The 19,753-nt window shown below is 64.0% G+C and carries 20 protein-coding genes; 13 read left to right on the top strand and 7 right to left on the bottom strand.

The genetic code is table 11. The annotated features are described in order from the left end of the window. Positions 1-44 precede the first annotated feature (44 nt). Positions 45-509: a CopD family protein gene (locus tag B2Y33_RS14375; protein WP_059183274.1), complete on the top strand. Its 465-nt coding sequence runs from the start codon at positions 45-47 to the stop codon at positions 507-509. A 15-nt stretch (positions 510-524) separates the two neighbouring features. Here B2Y33_RS14375 and B2Y33_RS14370 read toward each other — a convergent pair whose 3' ends face one another. The 3 genes from B2Y33_RS14370 to B2Y33_RS14360 form a co-directional block, all read right to left on the bottom strand. Further along, entirely contained in the window at positions 525-1,283 is a 759-nt protein-coding gene (locus B2Y33_RS14370; protein WP_027915326.1) for a hypothetical protein, read from the bottom strand. Continuing rightward, on the bottom strand, positions 1,276-1,551 hold the full coding sequence (locus B2Y33_RS14365; protein WP_027915327.1) for a DUF1145 domain-containing protein: 276 nt from the start codon (positions 1,549-1,551) through the stop codon (positions 1,276-1,278). Before B2Y33_RS14365 ends, B2Y33_RS14370 begins: the two co-directional genes overlap by 8 nt. 177 nt (positions 1,552-1,728) lie before the next feature. Further along, on the bottom strand, positions 1,729-2,433 hold the full coding sequence (locus B2Y33_RS14360; RefSeq protein WP_027915328.1) for an OmpA family protein: 705 nt from the start codon (positions 2,431-2,433) through the stop codon (positions 1,729-1,731). Positions 2,434-2,591: 158 nt separating this feature from the next. On the opposite strand from B2Y33_RS14360, the gene B2Y33_RS14355 reads away from it, so the two are divergent. The 4 genes from B2Y33_RS14355 to B2Y33_RS14340 are packed head-to-tail and all read left to right on the top strand — an operon-like array spanning position 2,592 to position 4,255. Then, positions 2,592-3,086: a DUF6231 family protein gene (locus B2Y33_RS14355; RefSeq protein ID WP_027915329.1), complete on the top strand. Its 495-nt coding sequence runs from the start codon at positions 2,592-2,594 to the stop codon at positions 3,084-3,086. Between the two features lie 2 nt (positions 3,087-3,088). Continuing rightward, on the top strand, positions 3,089-3,565 hold the full coding sequence (locus B2Y33_RS14350; protein WP_049696456.1) for a YchJ family protein: 477 nt from the start codon (positions 3,089-3,091) through the stop codon (positions 3,563-3,565). 2 nt (positions 3,566-3,567) lie between these two features. Continuing rightward, complete coding sequence (locus B2Y33_RS14345; protein WP_206405946.1) at positions 3,568-4,044, top strand: LEA type 2 family protein; 477 nt, start codon at positions 3,568-3,570, stop codon at positions 4,042-4,044. A 7-nt stretch (positions 4,045-4,051) separates the two neighbouring features. Beyond that, positions 4,052-4,255: an SEC-C metal-binding domain-containing protein gene (locus tag B2Y33_RS14340; RefSeq protein ID WP_027915332.1), complete on the top strand. Its 204-nt coding sequence runs from the start codon at positions 4,052-4,054 to the stop codon at positions 4,253-4,255. A gap of 37 nt (positions 4,256-4,292) precedes the next feature. Here the strand turns inward: B2Y33_RS14340 and B2Y33_RS14335 are convergent, their stop codons facing one another. Continuing rightward, on the bottom strand, positions 4,293-5,510 hold the full coding sequence (locus B2Y33_RS14335; protein WP_206405947.1) for an MFS transporter: 1,218 nt from the start codon (positions 5,508-5,510) through the stop codon (positions 4,293-4,295). Positions 5,511-5,641: 131 nt separating this feature from the next. Between B2Y33_RS14335 and B2Y33_RS14330 the strand changes: the two genes are divergently transcribed. The 7 genes from B2Y33_RS14330 (at position 5,642) to pdeM (ending at position 16,868) form a co-directional block, all read left to right on the top strand. After that, positions 5,642-6,982, top strand: coding sequence for a PLP-dependent aminotransferase family protein (locus tag B2Y33_RS14330; protein ID WP_206405948.1), 1,341 nt, complete (start codon positions 5,642-5,644; stop codon positions 6,980-6,982). Positions 6,983-7,172: 190 nt separating this feature from the next. Next, positions 7,173-9,614, top strand: a complete 2,442-nt coding sequence (locus tag B2Y33_RS14325; protein WP_128610778.1) for a penicillin acylase family protein — start codon at positions 7,173-7,175, stop codon at positions 9,612-9,614. Between the two features lie 114 nt (positions 9,615-9,728). After that, positions 9,729-10,745: a ligase-associated DNA damage response exonuclease gene (locus B2Y33_RS14320; protein ID WP_206405949.1), complete on the top strand. Its 1,017-nt coding sequence runs from the start codon at positions 9,729-9,731 to the stop codon at positions 10,743-10,745. After that, positions 10,742-12,400, top strand: a complete 1,659-nt coding sequence (locus B2Y33_RS14315) for an ATP-dependent DNA ligase (RefSeq protein WP_206405950.1) — start codon at positions 10,742-10,744, stop codon at positions 12,398-12,400. Before B2Y33_RS14320 ends, B2Y33_RS14315 begins: the two co-directional genes overlap by 4 nt. 115 nt (positions 12,401-12,515) lie before the next feature. Continuing rightward, positions 12,516-13,631, top strand: coding sequence for a succinylglutamate desuccinylase/aspartoacylase family protein (locus B2Y33_RS14310; RefSeq protein ID WP_206405951.1), 1,116 nt, complete (start codon positions 12,516-12,518; stop codon positions 13,629-13,631). Between the two features lie 65 nt (positions 13,632-13,696). Next, the gene (locus B2Y33_RS14305) at positions 13,697-16,141 is read left to right on the top strand and encodes a ligase-associated DNA damage response DEXH box helicase (RefSeq protein ID WP_028687594.1); all 2,445 of its coding nucleotides are present in this window, start codon (positions 13,697-13,699) and stop codon (positions 16,139-16,141) included. A 73-nt stretch (positions 16,142-16,214) separates the two neighbouring features. Further along, complete coding sequence (gene pdeM / locus B2Y33_RS14300; protein ID WP_027915339.1) at positions 16,215-16,868, top strand: ligase-associated DNA damage response endonuclease PdeM; 654 nt, start codon at positions 16,215-16,217, stop codon at positions 16,866-16,868. A gap of 6 nt (positions 16,869-16,874) precedes the next feature. Here pdeM and B2Y33_RS14295 read toward each other — a convergent pair whose 3' ends face one another. Next, positions 16,875-17,099 (bottom strand): hypothetical protein, encoded by a 225-nt coding sequence (locus B2Y33_RS14295; RefSeq protein ID WP_027915340.1) that lies wholly within the window; start codon positions 17,097-17,099, stop codon positions 16,875-16,877. A gap of 95 nt (positions 17,100-17,194) precedes the next feature. After that, positions 17,195-17,761 carry a dCTP deaminase gene (gene dcd, locus B2Y33_RS14290; protein WP_023535255.1) on the bottom strand — a complete coding sequence of 189 codons (567 nt, stop codon included), beginning with the start codon at positions 17,759-17,761 and terminating at the stop codon, positions 17,195-17,197. 348 nt (positions 17,762-18,109) lie between these two features. Between dcd and B2Y33_RS14285 the strand changes: the two genes are divergently transcribed. Beyond that, positions 18,110-18,319 (top strand): cold-shock protein, encoded by a 210-nt coding sequence (locus tag B2Y33_RS14285; RefSeq protein ID WP_016488765.1) that lies wholly within the window; start codon positions 18,110-18,112, stop codon positions 18,317-18,319. Positions 18,320-18,501: 182 nt separating this feature from the next. Here B2Y33_RS14285 and apbC read toward each other — a convergent pair whose 3' ends face one another. Then, a complete protein-coding gene (gene apbC, locus B2Y33_RS14280; RefSeq protein WP_027915341.1) occupies positions 18,502-19,596 on the bottom strand; it encodes an iron-sulfur cluster carrier protein ApbC in 1,095 nt (364 codons plus the stop codon). Positions 19,597-19,753 lie beyond the last annotated feature (157 nt).

Raw genomic sequence — 19,753 nt, 5'->3', positions numbered from 1 at the left:
CTATCATACCCCGCTCACGCTGTTTATGCCGCATGGAGATCCGGATGACTGCCTTTGCCCTGCCCTACACTCTGCACGTTCTGGCCGCCCTGGTGTGGGTGGGTGGCATGTTCTTCGCCTGGATGGTGCTGCGCCCGGCAACGGGTGCAGCGCTGGACGGGCCTGCCAGGCTGCGGTTGTGGGTGGAAGTTTTCCGACGCTTCTTCGGCTGGGTCTGGGTGGCCGTGGCGATTCTGGCGATAAGCGGCGTGGGCATGATTCACCTGCGCTTCAATGGCTTCGAAACTGCGCCGCGGTATGTCCAGGTGATGATCGGGGGCGGTATCGTCATGTTCGCCCTGTTCATGCGCATCCAGGCGTTGCTGCTGCCAGAAATGAAAACGGCGGTCCAGGCCGAGGACTGGCCAGGCGCGGCGGCCGTGCTGGGGCGCATCCGCCGGATGGTGGGGGTGAACCTGCTGCTGGGCCTGGCCGTGGTCGCCGTGGCCAGTGCCCGCCTGATGTTCTGAGCGTACCCGCAGCGATCAGAGTCGCTGCAGGATCAGCTCGCCGGCAGCCCCGGCAAGGCCTGGCTGACCGGGTTGCCCGGCGCGGCCACTGTTGCCCGGCGAGGTGCGGTAGACCAGGCAACCTTTGCTCGCACCGCCCTTGCCCGCCTGGCCTGCTGCCCCAGGCTTGCCCGGCGCGCCACCGTCCAGGCGCACCCTGATGCGCTCGGCAGGGAAGGCCTCGGGCACGCTCAGGCGAATTCGACCACCCGGTGCTCCGTCGTGGCCATTGCCGCCATCATCCCCATTGAAGCCACGGCTGGCACGGCCCCAGGTGCAACCACCGGCCTGGCCGTTGGCACCATCGAGCCCGGCGAACCCTGGCGCACCCGCGCCGCCGCGGGCGTCGATGGACAGTTGTTCGCCCTGCACCTGGGCAAGCTTGAGGTCGAGCCCGCGCCCTGAACGCGCGGCACGTTCATAAGTCCCAGGCGCGCCCGGCGCACTGAACTCACTGCCTTCACCCAGGCTGGCACTGGCCGCTTCGATCAGGAGCGGGGTATCGGCCGGCGCCACGGCGATACGCGCATCACGGCCCAGCTCCAGCCGATCGACCGTCAGCGAGGCGAGCGTGGCGGGAAGCAGCAAGGTGGCATCGTCCGCCACCCTGAGCTGCTCCAGATGCACCTCGGCCGACTTGGTCGGCAAGCGCAGCATGGAATTGGCGGGTACTTCGAGGTTCTGTGCCTGCGCAAGCGGCGCAGCCAACAGGGCGAACAACATCAGATTACGCATTTCGTGGCGCCTCTTGCGCGCGGGGGATGGACATGATGTGGAAAATGCCCGTCAACAGGATCTGCAGACGGTCGAACCAGCGATGGCTACGGCCGCGCAGACTGGCATTGAAAAACAGCATTTCGAGCAAATGCAGCAGCACCAGCAACAGGCCCGTGGCGTTGATCAACAGGTTCAGCGGCACAGGTTGCGGCACCATCTGGTTGTACAGCACTACACCCCAGAAGACTATGGTCAGGAGCTTGCCCAGGCTCAAGATGAATTTCATGCTCTGCCCCACCGTATGGCGTACTGCCGGGATGGCCAACGCGACCATTTCACATTAACCGCTCGGTCGGGACTCACGCCAGCGCACACTGCGCTTGGCAATGTATGGGCACCGGCCATTACCGTCTATGGCGTTTGCAAAGCGCCCGCGCCGATACGCTGGGCGGGCGCTGCTGCTTCAGCGCTGGATCTTGATCTCCGTACGACGGTTCATGGCACGCCCCTCGGCGGTGGCGTTGTCAGCCACAGGTTGGGATTCGCCAGCCCCGACCACGGACACGAAGCTGTTGCGCGGGATGCCGCTTTCGACCAGATAGTCGGTGACCGAGTGGGCACGGCGCTCGGAAAGTTTCTGGTTGTAGCTGTCGGCACCCACGCTGTCGGTGTGGCCGCTCACGCTCAGGCGGGCCGACGGCGCTTCCTGCTTCAGGCGCGTAGCGATGGTATTGAGGCGCTGCTTGTCGGCGGCGGTCAGCCGTGCAGAGTCGAATTCGAAATGCACATCGCGGATCACGATCACCTCTTCTTTCTCGACCACCACTTGCTCGACGACCACGGCCTCGACCTGCGGTGCAGGCGGCGGGCAACCGTTGGCATCGACCTGGACGCCGCGCGGCGTCCCTGGGCACTTGTCACGGCTGTCGGGTACGCCATCGCCGTCTTCGTCGCCATCACCATGGGCCCAGCAATACCCCGCTGCAAGGCCGCCCCCGAGCAGTGCGCCCCAACCTGCCCAGCTCGAGCTTTCGATCGCGCCCAGCGCTGCGCCGCCCACACCGCCGACCGCCGCACACTTGGGCCAGTCGGTTTTTTGCAAACCCGCGCAACCAGTCAACACACTGGTGAGCAGAACCAGAGGTACAGCTGTGCGTACTATGCTCATCTCATCGCCTCTTTTGGGGGGATCGGCATCGTGGCCGATCAGGGCAGTAAAGACGCTGCTTGCACAGCCTGCCAGCTATTTGCCATGACCGGATGCCACGGCCCTATGCCGACAGGCTCTGGCCCGATAGTCTTGGCTGATCTTGATGAGGACTGGCAATGACCGACGGTTTTTCCCAACGCACACCGCAGCAGGCGCTTGCCGCCTTGCTCGAGCGCGTGTCCCCGCAACGCCTGTTGCTGGTGGGCACGCGGTTCCCGGCACTTGACGCCTTCCTGCAGGCCCACCCACAAGCGAGCCTGGCGTGCGCGCCGCCGGGCCCGCTGCCGGCTGAACTGGCAGCCCAGCGCTTCGACCTGGCGCTTCTGGTCGATTGCCTGGAACACCTGCCCAAGCGCAACGGGTTGGAACTGCTGGGTGGCATTCGCAATCTCAACGCCAGTCGAGTCGCAGTGCTGGCCGACCTGGCCGCCTGCGGCTGGCAAGACACGGACTTCTTCGCCCTGGCCCTGTCGGCCAGTGAGAAGTTTCAACGCGACCAGCAGGTGCTGAGCCTGTTCACCTATGATCTACATGACTACAAGCAGGTCCCTGACTGGCTGAATGCGCGGTTCTGGGCCAACCCTGAAAACTTCGGCAAATACTGGTGGTGATGATGAGTGTTTCGGTCTGTCCATGCGGCAGTGGCAACGTGCTCGACGCCTGCTGCGGGCATTACCACGCCGGCACGCCTGCACCGGACGCCCAAGCCCTGATGCGCTCACGCTACAGCGCCTATGTGCTGGGGCTGGTCGATTACCTGGTGGCGACCACCTTGCCAGCCCAACAGGCCGGCCTCGATCGCGCCGCCATGGCCGCCTGGAGTGCCCAGAGCACCTGGCTGGGCCTGGAAGTGGAAGACGCCGAGCTGATCGGTGGCCAGCCTGAACACGGCTTCGTCACCTTCACTGCCCGCTGGCACGACCAGGACGGTGATCACCAGCACCGCGAGCGCTCAGCCTTCGTGCAGCACGATGGCCGCTGGTACTTCATCGACCCCACCGTTGGCCTGAACGCCACGCGCAACGATCCCTGCCCTTGCCAAAGCGGGCAGAAATTCAAGAAATGCTGCGCCAGCTATGTGGGTGGCTGAGCATGATGACCCGCCTGCGTGTCCTGCTGCCTGCCTTGTTGGTGATGCTCCTGGCCGGCTGCGTCAGCTGGGGTGGTGAGCAATGGCGGCAACCGGAGATCCACCTGGTCAGGGTGGAAACGGTCAAGGCCCGCCTGCTGCAACAGGAATTCGTGCTCCACGTGCGGGTGGAAAACCCCAACGACAGCCGCCTGTTCATCCGCAACCTGTCCTATGCCCTGCGGTTGAACGATGTGCTGCTGGCAGAAGACGAAGCCAGCCTGTGGCGCAGTGTTGGCGGGCACGACCAGCGCACCTTCAAGATCACCGCCCGAACCAACCTGTGGCAGCGCCTCAAGCCCTTGGCCAAGATGCTCAAGAGCCACCAGCCTTTGAAGTACACGCTCAAGGCCGAACTGGGCACCGGCCTGTTGATCCATCGGAACCTGCACTTGTTGCGCGGTGGTGAGATAATGCCCGGCGATCATTACCTGGAGTAACCCTGCAATGTCCCAACAGCCTCACGTTCACGGCCCTGACTGCGACCACGACCACGATCATCACCATGATCACGGCCACGGCCACGTCCACGGGCCGCACTGCAACCACGGTCACCAGGAGCCGGTGCGCAACGCCCTCAAGGATGTTGGCCGCAACGACCCGTGCCCCTGCGGCAGCGAAAAGAAATTCAAGAAGTGCCACGGCGCCTGATAGCCGTCCCGCCGTTTGACAGCACCGCGCCTGTCCGTTAGCGCGGGCGCGGTGCGGTCTGCAGCCCGGGCGCCGAGGTGCCTGGCTTGGCTGGCAACCGAAGCGCGGTGGCCAGCAACAGCCCCAGGCACAGCACCATGCATAGACCGTTGGTGCCCGTCCAGCCTGCGGTGTCCAGCAACAAGGATGGCGTAAAGGCGCCGAGGGTGGCACACACGGCGATGGCCAGGTCATTCTTGCCCTGCAGGCGCATCGCCCCCGGGCTATCTTGCAATGCCTGCGCCAGCAGCGCCCCCCCGCCCACGTAGGTCAGGTTCCAGCCCAGGCCCAGGGCTATCAGTGCCGCCGTCATCACGGCATAACTGCCAGACCCCATGTTCAAGGCCGTGCTCACCACGAACAGGCCCAACCCGGCACAGATCGTCACCTTGATGCCCAACCGTTGAATGATGCTGCCAGTGAAGAACGAAGGCGCAAACATCGCCACGACATGCCACTGGATGGCCATGCGCACGTCGGAGAAGTCCTGGTGCATACCTTTCATGTGCAGCGAAGCCTGGATCATCAACAGGTTCATGATGCCGTACCCCAGCGCTGCCACGCTCATCGCCACCACCAGCACCCTGCGTGACGCAAGCTGCCCTACCTCGCACGCTCGCAGGCCCTGCTGCGGGCGATTGACCGGTTTCTCTTTAGGCAAGCAAAGGGCTATCAACCACGACACGAGCGCCAGGCCGACAAAGGCGGCGTAGCACAGCGAGAACAGCGGATACCCACCCACATCCCTGAGCCAACCGGTCAAGGCCGGCCCCACCACTGCCGCGATCACTCCGCCTGCCACCACCAGTGAGAGCGCCCGCGCTTTGAGGTGTTGCGTCAGGTTGTCGGTAGCGGCAAACCGGTTGAAGTTGGCGAACGCGATATACACCCCCAATGCGCAGTGGCTGAGTATCAGGGCAACAAAGTGCTGGTGCTGCACGGCCAGGAACCCGCTGACGCCGGATAGGGCCAAGGGTAGAGCACCCAGCATGAACGCGCGCCGACGACCGATGCGCCCCATCAGCCACGACACCGGGTAGGTCGCCAGCATCACGCAGAGAAACTGAAACCCGTAGGGCACCGTTGACCACGCAGGATCGGGCGCCAGAGCAGCACCGACCAGGGCCGCCATGGTCACGGACATCACAGCCGTGGTGAGGTTGACCGACTGCGCAATGAAATACAGGTAGGTGCGTGCTGGCAGGGTTTCGGTCATGGCGTGCTCGCTGATGATGCAGGAATGGAATGCGCCGAAGCTTCTCATTGATCGGCCGAGCACGGGCGAACAGTCGACGCGGTTTCCAGCTAACTGTTAGGCTGTTTTTTCTAACACTGGCGGACCCGTCGATGCGTGCTGACACTCTGCTTCATCAACTCCGGCAGCGTCTGGCTGCCAGCGAATGGCTGCCAGGGCAACGCATGCCGTCGATTCGCAAGCTCACGGCCAGCACGGGTGCGACCTACCACGAGGTCGTGTCCAGCTATGGGCGCCTGGTCAGCGAAGGGCTGTTGACGGCCGTGCCAGGGCGTGGCTATTTCATGGCCGGCACCGCTCGGCCGCCAGCCAGAGACGAGGCACCTGGGCATATGGCCGGGGACGCGCTGTTCAAACTGCTGCAAGGCGGCCAGCACTACACCAAGCTCGGCTGCGGTTGGCTGCCCCCTGCCTGGCGCGACACCGAGCTGCTGGCCAAGGCTGTGCGTCGCACGGCGCGCCTGGAACAAAGCTCGCTGGCCGATTACGGCGACATCCAGGGTTACCTGCCCATGCGCAAGCAGCTGTGCGTGCACCTGCGGCGCATGACCCAGATCGATGTAGGTCCACAGCAATTACTCAGCACATTGGGCGCCACCCAGGCCCTGGACCTGGTGGCCCGTCTGCTGATCGCCCCTGGCGACCACGTGTTCGTCGACGAGCCCTGCAACGGTAACCTGATCAAGCTGATCCAGCTGGCCGGCGGGCACGTGATCGGCATCCGTCGGCTGCAAGACGGCCCGGACCTTGAGGACATGCAGCGGCACCTGGTCCAGCACAAGGTCAAGGCATTCTTCTGCAACAGCACATTCCACAACCCCACCGGCAGCAACGTCAGCCCGCACAACGCCTTCGGCGTGCTGAGACTGGCGATCGAACACGGCTTCTACATCGTCGAAGACGATGTCTATGGCGACTTCAGCCCGGGTGTACGCCAGACCTTCGCCGGCTTGGACAACCTGCAGCAGGTCATCTATATCGGCAGTTTCTCCAAATGCCTGTCCGCCTCGCTACGCGTGGGCTACATCGCTTGCCCGGCTGCACTGGTCGAACCGCTCATGCGCCTGAAACTGCTCACCTGCGTGGCGGTGCCTGCGTTCTGCGAGCGCTTCGTCAACACCATCCTCACCGACGGCACCTACGCCAGGCACATGAGCGATCTGCAGCAACGCCTGATTCGACAGCAGGCCCAGACCCAGCGCACGCTGACAGACCGTGGTTGGCGCTTCGATATCACGCCCCAAGGCGGCATGTTTCTGTGGGTCCATCACCCCGATATCGCCGACCTGCATCCTTTCGTGCGCCAACTCGAACAGCACGATGTGCTGCTCATGCCTGGCGAATCCTTTGCGATCACACGTAACTATGTGCAGTACACCCGCATCAACTGCACGCACTTTTCCGACGCCATGGCTGAGCATTTCGAGGTTTGACCCGCTGCAAGGCGCGCTTGGGTACCCCAGCGTCATGGCCACGGATTGGCAAATTGCCGACAGAGTCCTGCCACTCATCCACCGCTGGGGCAGTGTGCCGAAATAAAGCCGGGGCAGGCCTTGCACCCAGGCGGCCTGCTCACTACCTTAGCGCCTTTCCATACCCGCTACGCCTTGCAGGAGCCTTGCCATGGCCGCCCCCGCCCTTTTCTTTTTCCGCCCGCGCGCTGCAACGGCTGCCCTGCTGCTCGGTTCACTTGGCCTGGCCGGTTGCCAGACCACCGCCCAACAGGACAGCCTGCCGCCGTCCAGCGGCGTGCAGCCGATCAAGGGCCTGGCCCAGAACGTGTCGGTCAGGCGCAATGCCATGGGCGCTCCGCTGATCGAGAGCAGCTCGTTCCATGACGCGCTCTTCACCTTGGGGTACGTGCATGCCGGGGACCGGATCGAGCAGATGGTCGCCATGCGGTTGCTCGCCCAAGGGCGCATGGCTGAAGTGGCCGGCCGTGATGCACTGGATATCGACCGCTTGATGCGGGCGGCCAACCTCAAGCAAAGCGCGGCGCAGCTGTACGCCGACGCATCGCCACGGCTCAAGCGCTTCTTCGACGTCTATGCGCGCGGGGTCAACGCCTACCTGTTCCGCTACCGCGACAAGCTGCCAGCGGACCTGGCCAACAGCGGCTACCGCCCCGAGTACTGGAAGCCCGAAGACTGCGCGCTGATGTTTTCGCTGTATGCCTTCAGTCAGTCGGTCAACCTGCAAGAAGAGATCAGTGCATTGACCCTGGCGCAGAAAGTCGGCAGCGACAAGCTGGCCTGGCTGCTACCCGGTGCCGCCGACGAACCGCTTCCCGAAGGCGAAGCAGCCAAGCTCAAGGGCCTGGACCTTGCCAGTCAGTTGCCGGGGTTGTCTGCCCTGGCAGCTGCCAGTCAAAAACTGGGCGACCTTGATCTGCTGGGCAGTCCCGGTTCGGCCAACCTGGCCATCGGCCCGCAACGCAGCCGCAGCGGCAAGAGCCTGCTGGCCAGCGACAGCCGTGCAGCCTGGGCGCTGAGCCCGGTGCAGATCCACTCCAGCAAGTACCAAGTGGCCGGCCTGTCGCTGCCGGGCCTGCCGATCGTGCTGGCTGGCTACAACGGCCAGCTGGCCTGGACCAGCAGCGCGGTGATGGCCGACAACCAGGACCTGTTCCTGGAAAAACTGCGCCACCAGGGCAATCAGGTCAGTTACCTGGCGGACGGCAAATGGGTTGCAGCCAGGGCGCACACCGAGACCTTCCTGGTGCGCGGCGAGCGCCCAGTGCGCGAAGTGATGCACGACACCCGCCATGGCACGCTACTTGGCCAGTCGGGCAATGCCAGCCTGGGCCTTGCACTGAACCTGCCGCAGTTCAAGGGCGATCGCAGCCTTGATGCACTGTTCGACCTGACCCGCGCCAAGACCGTGGAGCGCGCATTCGACAGCACCCGTGATGTCACGGCTGCGGCGCTGAACTTCGTCTTCGCCGAAGCATCGCACATTGGCTGGCAGGTGAGCGGGCGCTACCCCAATCGCCGAGAAGGCCAAGGCCTGTTGCCTTCGCCGGGGTGGGATGGGCGCTATGACTGGGATGGCTATGCCGACCCCATGCTGCACCCATACGATCAGGACCCGACCGCTGGCTGGATCGGCCACGCCAACCAGCGCAGCCTGCCGCGCGGCTACGGCATGCAGCTGTCGAGCAGTTGGTACTACCCGGAGCGTGCCGAGCGCCTGGGCCAGCTCGCCGGCAGTGGCCGCCTTGATAGCCGCAGCCTGATGGCGCTGCAGAACGACCAGGTCACCTTGTTGGCCGGCAAGCTCAAGCAGATGTTCGAAGCGCCAGGCATGGCAGGCCCGCTGCAGCAGGCCATCAATGCCTTGCCCGCCGATCAGCGCGAAAAGGCCCGTACGGCGCTGGCCAGGCTCAAGGCATTCGATGGTCGCTTGAGCCCAGTGTCGGCAGATGCTGCGCTGTACGCCCTGTTCCTCCAGGCTGTCGCCCGTCAGACATTCCTCGATGACTTGGGACCGGAAGCGGGAGCGGCCTGGCAGGCATTGGTCAGCAATGCACGCTTGTCGTTCTCGGCACAGGCCGATCACCTGCTGGGCCGGGATGACAGCCCGTTCTGGGACGACCGCAGTACGCCACAGAAGGAAGACAAACCCGCCATCCTGGCCCGCAGCCTGGTCGCGGCAATGGACACGGGCATCGCCCAACTGGGCACCGACCGCAGCGCCTGGCAATGGGGCAAACTGCACCAATACCAATGGCCTGCACCGGCCTACCATGGGCTGGGTGATGCCATCAGCCGCCCTGCGCAGCCTGCAGGCGGCGACTTCAGCACGCTTGCCTTCACCCCCTACGCCTGGGGAAGCGACTTCGTCACCCGCCTGCCGGCATCGGCGCGGCTGATCGTGGACTTCAGCCAGGCTGAACCCCTCCAGGTGCTGACCAGCAGCGGCCAGTCCGGCAATCCGGCCAGCCCACATTACGGGGATGGCCTTGAGGCCTGGTTCAAGGGCCGCTTCGCTGTCATGCCCCTTGCGCCTCAGCACTTCGCGCGTGCCTATGGCACCCAGCGCCTGACCCTGGTACCGGGCAAGTAGAAACGGCCGGCGGCGTGCAGCGCTTGCGGCGGTCAAGGGGTGAAGAAACCACCGGTCGAACTTCCCCTGGCCGCAGCGGCTCCTAACTGGTAACTCCCTACCAGTGCGTGTGCCATGGACCTCGTCATCGCTCGACCCGAAGGCCTGTACTGCCCGCCCGGCGATTTCTACATCGATCCCTGGCGGCCGGTAGACCGCGCCGTGATCACCCATGGCCACGGTGACCACTCGCGTTCCGGCAATCGCCACTACCTCACCGCAGACCCGGGCGCCGGCATCCTGCGCAGCCGCCTGGGCATGGACGTCAATTTGCAGACCCTGCCCTACGGCGAGCGCCTGTTGCACCACGGCGTGACCTTGAGCCTGCACCCTGCCGGGCATGTGCTGGGGTCGGCGCAGGTGCGCCTGGAGTATCAAGGCGAGGTGTGGGTGGCGTCGGGCGACTACAAGGTCGAGCCCGACGGCACCTGCGCGCCGTTCGAGCCCGTACGCTGCCATACCTTCATTACCGAATCGACGTTTGGCCTGCCCATCTACCGTTGGCCGACCCAGGCGGATGTGTTCGCCGGGATCAACGCCTGGTGGCGGGCCAACAGCGAACAGGGCAAGGCCAGCGTGCTGTTCTGCTACGCCTTCGGCAAGGCGCAGCGCATCCTGCATGGCCTGGACCCCAGCATCGGCTCGATTCTGGTGCACGGCGCCGTCGAGCCGCTGAACAGGGTGTATCGCGAAGCGGGCGTGTATTTACCTGAAACCCGCTATGCCGGCGATATTGCACGCAACGACCCGCTATTGCGCACCGCCCTGGTGATGGCCCCGCCGTCCGCTGGCGGCAGCAGCTGGATGCGACGCTTCGGCGATTACAGCGACGCGTTCGCCAGTGGCTGGATGCTGCTGCGCGGCACCCGGCGCAGACGCGGTGTGGACCGGGGCTTCGTGCTCTCGGACCACGCCGATTGGCCTGGGCTGCTGTGGGCCATCGGCCAGACAGGCGCCGAACGGGTCATGGTCACCCATGGATCGGTGGGCGTGCTGGTGCGCTACCTGAATGAACAGGGGCTCGACGCCCGCGCATTCGTTACCGAATACGGTGAGGAAGATGACGCTACAGCTGGGGAGACGGGCGCATGAAAGCCTTCGCCGAACTGTACCTGCGCCTCGATGGCACCACCTCCAGCAATGCCAAGCTCCAGGCCCTGCGTGAATACTTCGCCAGCGCACCGGCCCAGGACGCCGCCTGGGCGGTGTATTTCCTGGCTGGCGGGCGGCCGCGTCAATTGGTACCCACTCGGGTACTGCGCGAACTGGCCGGCGCGATGGCAGGGCTGCCGGACTGGCTGTTCGAGGAAAGCTACCAGGCGGTAGGCGACCTGGCCGAGACCATTTCGCTGCTGCTGCCCGACACCCAGGAGGGCGATGACGAAGGCCTGGCGCACTGGGTCGAAAGCTACCTGCTGCCGTTGCGCGGCCTGCCCCCGGAAGAGCTCCAGCAACGTCTGCCACCTTTATGGGCACGGCTGGATCGCCCCAGCCTGATGCTGTGCCTGAAGCTGATCACCGGCAGTTTCCGCGTCGGCGTATCGAAGCTGCTGGTCACGCGTGCCCTGGCCCAGTTGGCGGAGCTGGATGCCAAGCGGATAGCCCAGCGGCTGGTCGGGTATACCGACATCAGCCACCGGCCAACCGCCGAGCGCTACCTTCAACTGATCGCGCCCGAATCTGCCGACGAGCATAGCCAGCGTGGTGGGCAGCCGTATCCGTTCTTTCTCGCGCACCCTCTGCAGACCCCGGTCGAACAGTTCGATACGCTGCTCGGGCCGCCCAGCGCTTGGCAAATCGAATGGAAGTGGGATGGCATCCGGGCACAGGTGGTCAAGCGCGACGGGCAGTTGTGGGTCTGGTCGCGCGGCGAGGAGCTGGTCACCGAACGTTTTCCCGAGTTGCAGAGCCTGGCCCAGACCCTGCCCGATGGCGTGGTGCTCGATGGCGAGATCCTGGTCTGGAAAGCGAGCGATGCCAAGGCAGAGGCGTCCGTGCAGCCCTTTGCCCTGCTGCAGCAGCGCCTGGGTCGCAAGACCTTGGGCAAGAGATTGCTGAGCGATGCCCCGGTGGTGTTGCAGGCCTATGACTTGCTGGAGTGGCAAGGCGAGGACTGGCGCAGTCGCCCGCAGCATGAACGGCGCGCGCAGCTCGAGCGCGTGCTTGAGGCCTCCCCACTGGCACCTGTATTGCTCTCCCCACTGCTCGAAGGGCCCGATTGGGCGGACCTTGCCCGGCAGCGGGAGCAGTCACGCAGCCTGGGCGTGGAAGGCATGATGCTCAAGCAGCGCGAGGCCCTGTATGGCGTTGGCCGCACCAAGGACATGGGCACCTGGTGGAAGTGGAAGATCGACCCGTTCAGCGTCGATGCCGTGCTGATCTACGCCCAGCGGGGTCACGGACGGCGCGCCAGCTTGTACAGCGACTACACCTTCGCGGTCTGGGACAGCCCTGCCGGCACCCCGGACCGCACGCTGATCCCCTTCGCCAAGGCCTATTCCGGCCTGACCGACGAGGAGATGCGCAAGGTCGATGCCATCGTGCGCAAGACCACCCAGGAAACCTTCGGCCCAGTGCGCAGCGTCACGCCTACGCTGGTGTTCGAGCTGGGCTTTGAAGGCATCGCCCTGTCCAAGCGCCACAAGAGCGGCATTGCCGTGCGCTTTCCGCGCATGTTGCGCTGGCGTCTGGACAAGCCTGTCGAGGAGGCTGACGACTTGGCGACCTTGCAGGCCTTGCTGGCCTGATCGGGATCGCAGGTGGCGGCGAGGGGCTGGCGTGAGGCGCTGGCGGCGAAACTGTGCTTTCATCTGAAGGCTCAACCCGTGCCCCAGACCGTACAGCCCCGTATTCAGGACCATCATGCACCACTCGACCCACGACATTCTTTCCCCTGTTCCTGGGGTAACCCGCCAACTGCACAGTTTTCACTTCGGGCCACGCAGTGGTCGCAAGGTGTACATCCAGGCCTCGCTGCATGCCGACGAATTGCCCGGCATGCTGGTGGCCTGGCACCTCAAGCGCCAGTTGCTGGAACTGGACCAGCAAGGCCACCTGCAGTGCGAGGTTATCCTGGTGCCGGTCGCCAACCCAGTGGGCCTTGAGCAGGTGCTGCTCGACGCCCCGCTGGGCCGGTTCGAGTTGCAAAGTGGCGAGAACTTCAACCGCAATTTCGTCGACCTGTCAGACACCATCGGTGATCAGGTCGAGGCCCACCTGACCCAGGACCCGCTCCACAACCAGGCACTGATCCGCGAATACCTGCGCCGCGGCCTGGATGCCCATCCGGCACGTACCCCCCTGCAAGCGCAGCGCCTGATCCTGCAGCGCCTGGCGTGCGATGCCGACCTGGTTCTGGACCTGCACTGCGACTTCGAGGCCGTCGAACACCTCTACACCACTCCAGACGCCTGGCCGCAGTTCGAGCCCTTGGCCCGTTACCTGGGTGTCCAGGCCAGCCTATTGGCGACTGATTCGGGCGGGCAGTCATTTGACGAGTGCTTCAGCCTGCTGTGGTGGCAACTGCAACAGCGCTTTGGCAAACGCTTCCCCATCCCGGCGGGCACGTGTTCGGTCACCCTCGAACTGCGCGGTCAGGCTGATGTGAGCCATGACCTGGCGCGTCAGGACTGCCAGGCCATTCTCGACTTCCTGACCCATGCTGGCGTTATCCAGGGCCATGCCCCTGCCCTGCCGCCCTTGCGCTGGCCAGCCACGCCACTGGCTGCTGTGGAGCCGATCACGGCTGTGGCGGGCGGGTTGCTGGTGTACCACGCCAAGCCAGGGCAGTACCTGGAGGCAGGTCAACTGATTGCCGAGGTCATCGACCCGCTCAGTGATCGCGTCATGCCCCTGCGCAACAGCCAGCCTGGACTGCTGTATGCGCGCAGCGTGCGGCGCATGGCCACGGCAGGCATGGTGATCGCCCATGTCGCCGGCGAGCAGGTGTGCCGCAGCGGCAATCTGCTGGCCAACTGACAAGTAAACCAATACCTTGCAGCGGTGGTCTTTAGAAGCACAGCCTTCGAGGGACTGCCTGCCTGATGCCCACCACCACCGATCTTGCCAATGCCTGGTTCGCTCAACGCGGCTGGAAGCCGTTCGCTTTCCAGCGCAAGGTGTGGGCCGCCGTCGAGCGGGGGGAGTCAGGCCTGCTTTATGCCAACACCGGCGCTGGCAAGACGTATGCGGTCTGGCTGGCGGCCCTGCGGGCATTCAAGGCCCAGGCCCAGGGGCGTCACGCGGCGCCACTCCAGGTCATCTGGATCACCCCCATGCGCGCCCTGGCAGCCGATACGGCTCGGGCGCTGCAGGCGCCTATCGACGAGATGGGCCTGCCCTGGAGCGTTGGCGTGCGCAGCGGCGACACGGGCAGCGCCGAGCGCGCACGCCAGGCCCGGCGCATGCCCAGCGTGCTGGTCACCACACCTGAAAGCCTGACGCTGCTGCTGACCCGAGCCCAGGCCAGCAATGACTTCGCGACGCTGCGCATGGTGGTGGTCGATGAGTGGCACGAGCTGCTCGGCAACAAGCGGGGGGTTCAGCTGCAACTGGCGTTGGCCCGCCTGCGCCGTTGGCACCCTGGCCTGCCGACCTGGGGGTTGTCGGCCACCCTCGGCAACCTGCAGCATGCCCTGGACGTGTTGCTGCCCCAAGGTGGTCAGCTGGTGCGCGGGCGCCAGGACAAGGTGCTGCAGGTCGATACCCTTGTGCCCGAGCACATCGAGCGCTTCCCATGGGCAGGGCATATCGGCCTGAAAATGTTGAAGCAGGTGAGCCGGGAAATCGACGCCAGCAGCAGTTGCCTGGTCTTCACCAACACCCGGGCGCAGGCCGAACTCTGGTACCAGGCCCTGCTCGAAGAGCGCCCCGACTGGGCGGGCCTGATTGCGTTGCATCACGCCAGCCTGGCACGTGACACCCGCGACTGGGTCGAGCGCAGCCTCAAGGAAGGCACGCTCAAAGCCGTCGTCTGTACATCGAGCTTGGACCTGGGCGTGGACTTTCTGCCGGTCGAGCGCGTCCTGCAGATCGGTTCGGCAAAAGGGATCGCCCGTTTGATGCAGCGCGCAGGGCGTTCCGGGCATGCGCCTGGACGGCGCTCGCGCATCACCCTTGTGCCCACCCACAGCCTGGAGCTGGTGGAAGCCGCCGCCATGCGTCAGGCCCTGGCGGCAGGCCACCTGGAGGGCCGCCGGTCGCCGCGCCTGTGCATGGATGTACTGGTTCAGCACCTGGTCAGCATGGCCCTGGGCAGCGGGTTCGATCCGCAGCAACTGCTCGCTGAAGTGCGCAGCACCTGGGCCTTTGCCGACCTGCGCGACAGCCAGTGGCAATGGGCACTGGACTTCGTTTGCCATGGCGGCAGCTCGCTCAGCGCCTACCCCGACTATCAACGTGTTGAAATGCACCCCGACGGCTTGTACCGGGTTGCCAGTGAGCGCTTGGCGCGCCGCCATCGGATGGGCATCGGCACCATTGTCAGTGACGCTTCGCTGCACCTGAAATACTGGAGCAAAGGCGGTGGCGGCAAGAACCTAGGCAGCGTGGAAGAGGCGTTCATCTCACGCTTGAGGCCCGGGGACACCTTCGTGTTCGCCGGCCGCGTGCTGGAGCTGGTTCGCGTGGAAAACATGACCGCCTATGTACGCCGCAGCAACGCGCGAAAGGCGGCGGTGGCCCGCTGGAACGGCGGGCGCATGCCACTTTCCAGCGAACTGGCCGACGCTGTGGTGCAACAACTTGACGCCGCCGCGCACGGGCGCTTCGATAGCCCTGAAATGCGCGCAGTAAGGCCATTGCTCACGGTACAAGCCCAGTGGTCGGCGCTGCCGACGACAGGGACCCTGCTTGCAGAGACGTTCAAGTCCAGGCAGGGCTGGCACCTGTTCGTGTACCCCTTTGCCGGGCGCATGGCCAACATGGGGCTGGCCAACCTGATTGCCTGGCGTGTCAGCCGCGAGCAACCGCTGTCGGTTTCCATCGCCGTCAACGACTATGGCTTCGAGCTGCTTAGCCCTGGACCGGTGGATTGGGCCAGCTACCTGCCCCGGGCGTTGAGTACCGAAGATCTATTGGAGGATGTGCTTGCCAGCCTCAATGCCGGGGAAATGGCATTGAGGCGGTTCCGGGAAATCGCCCAGATCGCAGGGCTCGTATTCGGTGGCTATCCTGCGGCGCAAAAGAGCATGCGCCAGATCCAGGCCTCAAGCGGGCTGTTCTACGAGGTCTTCCGCAAGCACGATGCAGGCAACCTGCTGCTGGGCCAGGCACGTGATGAGGTACTGAGTGAAGAATTGGAAATCGATCGGCTTCGGGGCCAGCTACTGAAGCTGACCGACCTCAGGCTGGACTTGCGCGTGATGGAGCGCACCGGGCCGCTGGCGTTCGCGCTGCTGGTCGAAGGACTGCGTGAAACCCTCAGCACGGAAAAACTGGCCGACCGCATTGCGCGGATGGTGGCGGAATTGGAGAGCATTGCAGGTTGAACCCGATAACGACCAAACGCATTCATGGGGCAGCGGTTATCTCGCTTGCCATCGACGGCCTGGCGATCCACACATGACGACACATTGCGCCATCGAACTGGCCGGGCAGAAACTCTGGCTGCTCCCGGACAAAGCCGTGTATTGGCCGGCCCGCAAGGCCTTGCTGCTGGCCGATGTGCACATCGGCAAGGCGGCGAGCTACAGGGCCTTGCACCAACCCGTTCCCAGAGGCACTACCGAAGCCACCTTGGCCCGGCTCGACACACTGCTTGCCGAACATGAGTGCGAGCAACTGATCGTGCTGGGTGATTTCCTGCATGCCCGTACTGCGCGGGCGCCGGCTACGCTGGCCCGGGTGCAAGCCTGGCGAGCACGTCACCCCGGGTTGAGCATCGTGCTGATACGCGGCAACCATGACCGCAACGCAGGGGATCCACCCGTGGAGCTGGGGATCGACGTGGTGGATGAACCTTATGTGGTGGAGCCATTTGCCCTGCAACACGAACCCAAGGAGCATCCGACGCTCACGGTGCTTTCAGGGCACGTCCACCCGGTCTTCGTATTGCGCGGCAGGGCCCGCCAACGGCTTCGCCTGCCGTGCTTTTTGATCGACGAACACGTCAGCCTGTTGCCAGCTTTCGGGGAGTTCACGGGCGGTTGGGAAATCGAGCCCGCCAGCACCAGCCAGGTCTATCTGGCGGGCGCCGGCCGGGTATGGCCGCTATGAGATGCGTCAGGCCACGGGCGCCGGAGGCGGCTCATCGGGAAGGGTAGGCTCACCGGGTTCCATGGGCGTATCACCCGGCTGGCCGGGCTGCGGCGTGTCCGGATCAGGCTGCCCTGGCACACCGCCAGCATTCATCGGCAATGGGTCAGCCAGCAGTGACCAGGACAGCAGCCCGATGTGATTGGGCTGCAAGCCAGCCAACTTCGCACTGATCGTTGGGTGGAGTTTCATTGGCACCTCCTGACAACAGCCGACCCGCTTTATGCAAATCGGCAGGGTTACAGGTTGGAGTGTCAAAAGGCAGTGAAATTCCCAACGCCTGTCGGTCAGGTACGTGGCAGGGTGACGCCACGCTGGCCCTGATACTTGCCGCCGCGGTCCCGGTAGGACACTTCACATGGCTCGTCCGACTGCAGGAACAGCATCTGCGCCACCCCTTCGTTGGCGTAGATCTTGGCCGGCAACGTGGTGGTGTTGGAGAACTCCAGCGTCACGTGGCCTTCCCATTCAGGCTCCAGCGGGGTCACGTTGACGATGATGCCGCAACGCGCATAGGTGCTCTTGCCCAGGCAGATGGTCAGCACGTCGCGCGGGATGCGGAAGTACTCCACGGTGCGTGCCAGTGCAAAGGAGTTGGGCGGGATGATGCACACGTCGCTCTTGATGTCGACGAAGCTGCCGGCATCGAAGTTCTTCGGGTCGACGGTGGCCGAGTTGATATTGGTGAAGACCTTGAATTCGTCGGCGCAGCGCACGTCGTAGCCGTAGCTCGAAACGCCGAAAGAGATGACCCGGTTATCCTGTTCGCCACGCACCTGGCGCTCGACGAACGGCTCGATCATGCCGTGTTCCTGCGCCATGCGGCGAATCCACTTGTCCGATTTGATGCTCATGGCGGGATGTCCTGAAGAGTCTGCAAGGTAAAGATAGACGCGCATCTTACCGGTCCCGGCGCGCTCTTCAAAGTTCCATCCGGCGTTTGCCGCCCGCTGCCGCTACAGTGCCCGCAAGGCGTGGCTTGCAGCTGCCGTCGATCTCTTTTCGGGTAAAGAGGCGTCTGGCCATTGGCAGCTTGGGCAAAGTGGGGTAAGGTGTTGCCACTGTGCTGCACGTGACACCGAGAATCTCTAGTTTGATGCACGATCCTGATCGGCCCATCGCTGAATTTTCTGCTCTCTTTGCGCTCAGTCCCGGGCGGGGTTTTTCCTGACCGAAATCAAATTGTCCAAGGAGACAGAAAAATGTCCAATCGTCAAAGCGGTACCGTCAAGTGGTTCAACGATGAGAAAGGCTACGGCTTCATCACCCCTCAGTCGGGCGACGACCTGTTCGTGCACTTCAAAGCCATCCAAGCTGACGGCTTCAAAACCCTGAAAGAAGGCCAGGCTGTTACTTTCGTCGCTACCCGCGGCCAGAAAGGTATGCAGGCTGAAGAAGTTCAGATCGCCTAAGTCGATCGAGCTTTCTAGCTTTCAAAAAAACCCGCTTCGGCGGGTTTTTTTATGCCTGTCATTTCGCCAGAAGGCGCCAGAGCATGCTGGCCGTGGTCAAGGCTCCCGTTAAACATGGATCGGCCTCCAACAACCACGGCCCGTCAGCACGAGCGACTCACCGAGCCGCCCTCCGATCTTGATCAGTCTTCGCTGATAGTGATGCTCGGCATCGCTGGCGCTGCCGCTTCACGCAGTACGATACGCGCCCCTACTTTGCGTGCCAGCTCCTGGTACACCATGGCGATCTGGCTCTCGGGCTCGGCGATAGCCGTAGGCTTGCCGTTGTCGGCCTGCTCGCGAATCAACATCGAAAGCGGCAACGAAGCCAGCAGATCGACGCCGTACTGGCTGGCGAGTTTCTCACCGCCACCTTCGCCGAACAGGTGCTCAGCATGGCCGCAATTGGAGCAGATGTGTACGGCCATGTTCTCGACCACGCCCAACACCGGTATGTTGACCTTGCGGAACATTTCCACGCCTTTTCTGGCATCGAGCAGCGCCAGGTCCTGCGGCGTGGTCACGATGACCGAACCTGCAACCGGCACTTTCTGCGCCAGCGTCAGCTGGATGTCGCCAGTGCCAGGCGGCATGTCGATGACCAGGTAATCGAGATCATTCCACGCCGTCTGGGTTACCAACTGCAGCAGCGCACCCGAAACCATGGGGCCGCGCCAGACCATGGGGGTATTGTCATCGGTCAGGAATGCCATCGACATCACTTCGACCCCATGGGCCTGGATAGGCACGAACCATTTCTGATCACGAATCTGCGGCCGAGTACCTTCGGGGATGCCGAACATCACACCTTGGCTGGGGCCATAGATATCCGCATCGAGAATGCCAACGCGCGCACCCTCGCGGGCCAGTGCCAGCGCCAGATTGGCGGCAGTGGTGGATTTGCCTACACCGCCCTTGCCCGATGCCACGGCGATGACGTTCTTGACGTTGGCCATACCGGGCACCTGAGCCTGGCCCTTGTGGGCCGCGATCACGCACTCGATGTTCACCTGGGCGTGGGTCACCCCCTCAAGGTTACCGATCGCAGTTTCCAGCACCTGCGCCCAGCCTTGCTTGAACAGGCCTGCGGCGTAGCCGAGCTGCATCTGTACACTGACACGCCCATTCTGGATTTCGATGGCACTCACGCAACCGGCAGTGACCGGATCCTGCTCGAGATAGGGGTCGGTGTACTGGCGAAGCACGGCTTCGATGGCGGCGCGATTGAGGGCACTCATGGACACTCCCGTTGGCAAACTGAATGTAAAACAAGCGCCTATCCTAACCCGTCAATCGTCAGCAGATGCGTACGCGGGGTGAAATATATTCGTCAGCCCTTTATAGTGGCCGATCATCCTCATTTTCACCCGTCGCCAGATAAGTAGCCGAGCCACC

This window comes from Pseudomonas sp. UBA5666 (assembly GCF_002420785.1).
Classification (GTDB): domain Bacteria; phylum Pseudomonadota; class Gammaproteobacteria; order Pseudomonadales; family Pseudomonadaceae; genus Aquipseudomonas; species Aquipseudomonas fulva.
Note: the sequence above shows the minus strand (reverse complement) of the source record. Positions and strands in the feature narration are given on the sequence as shown.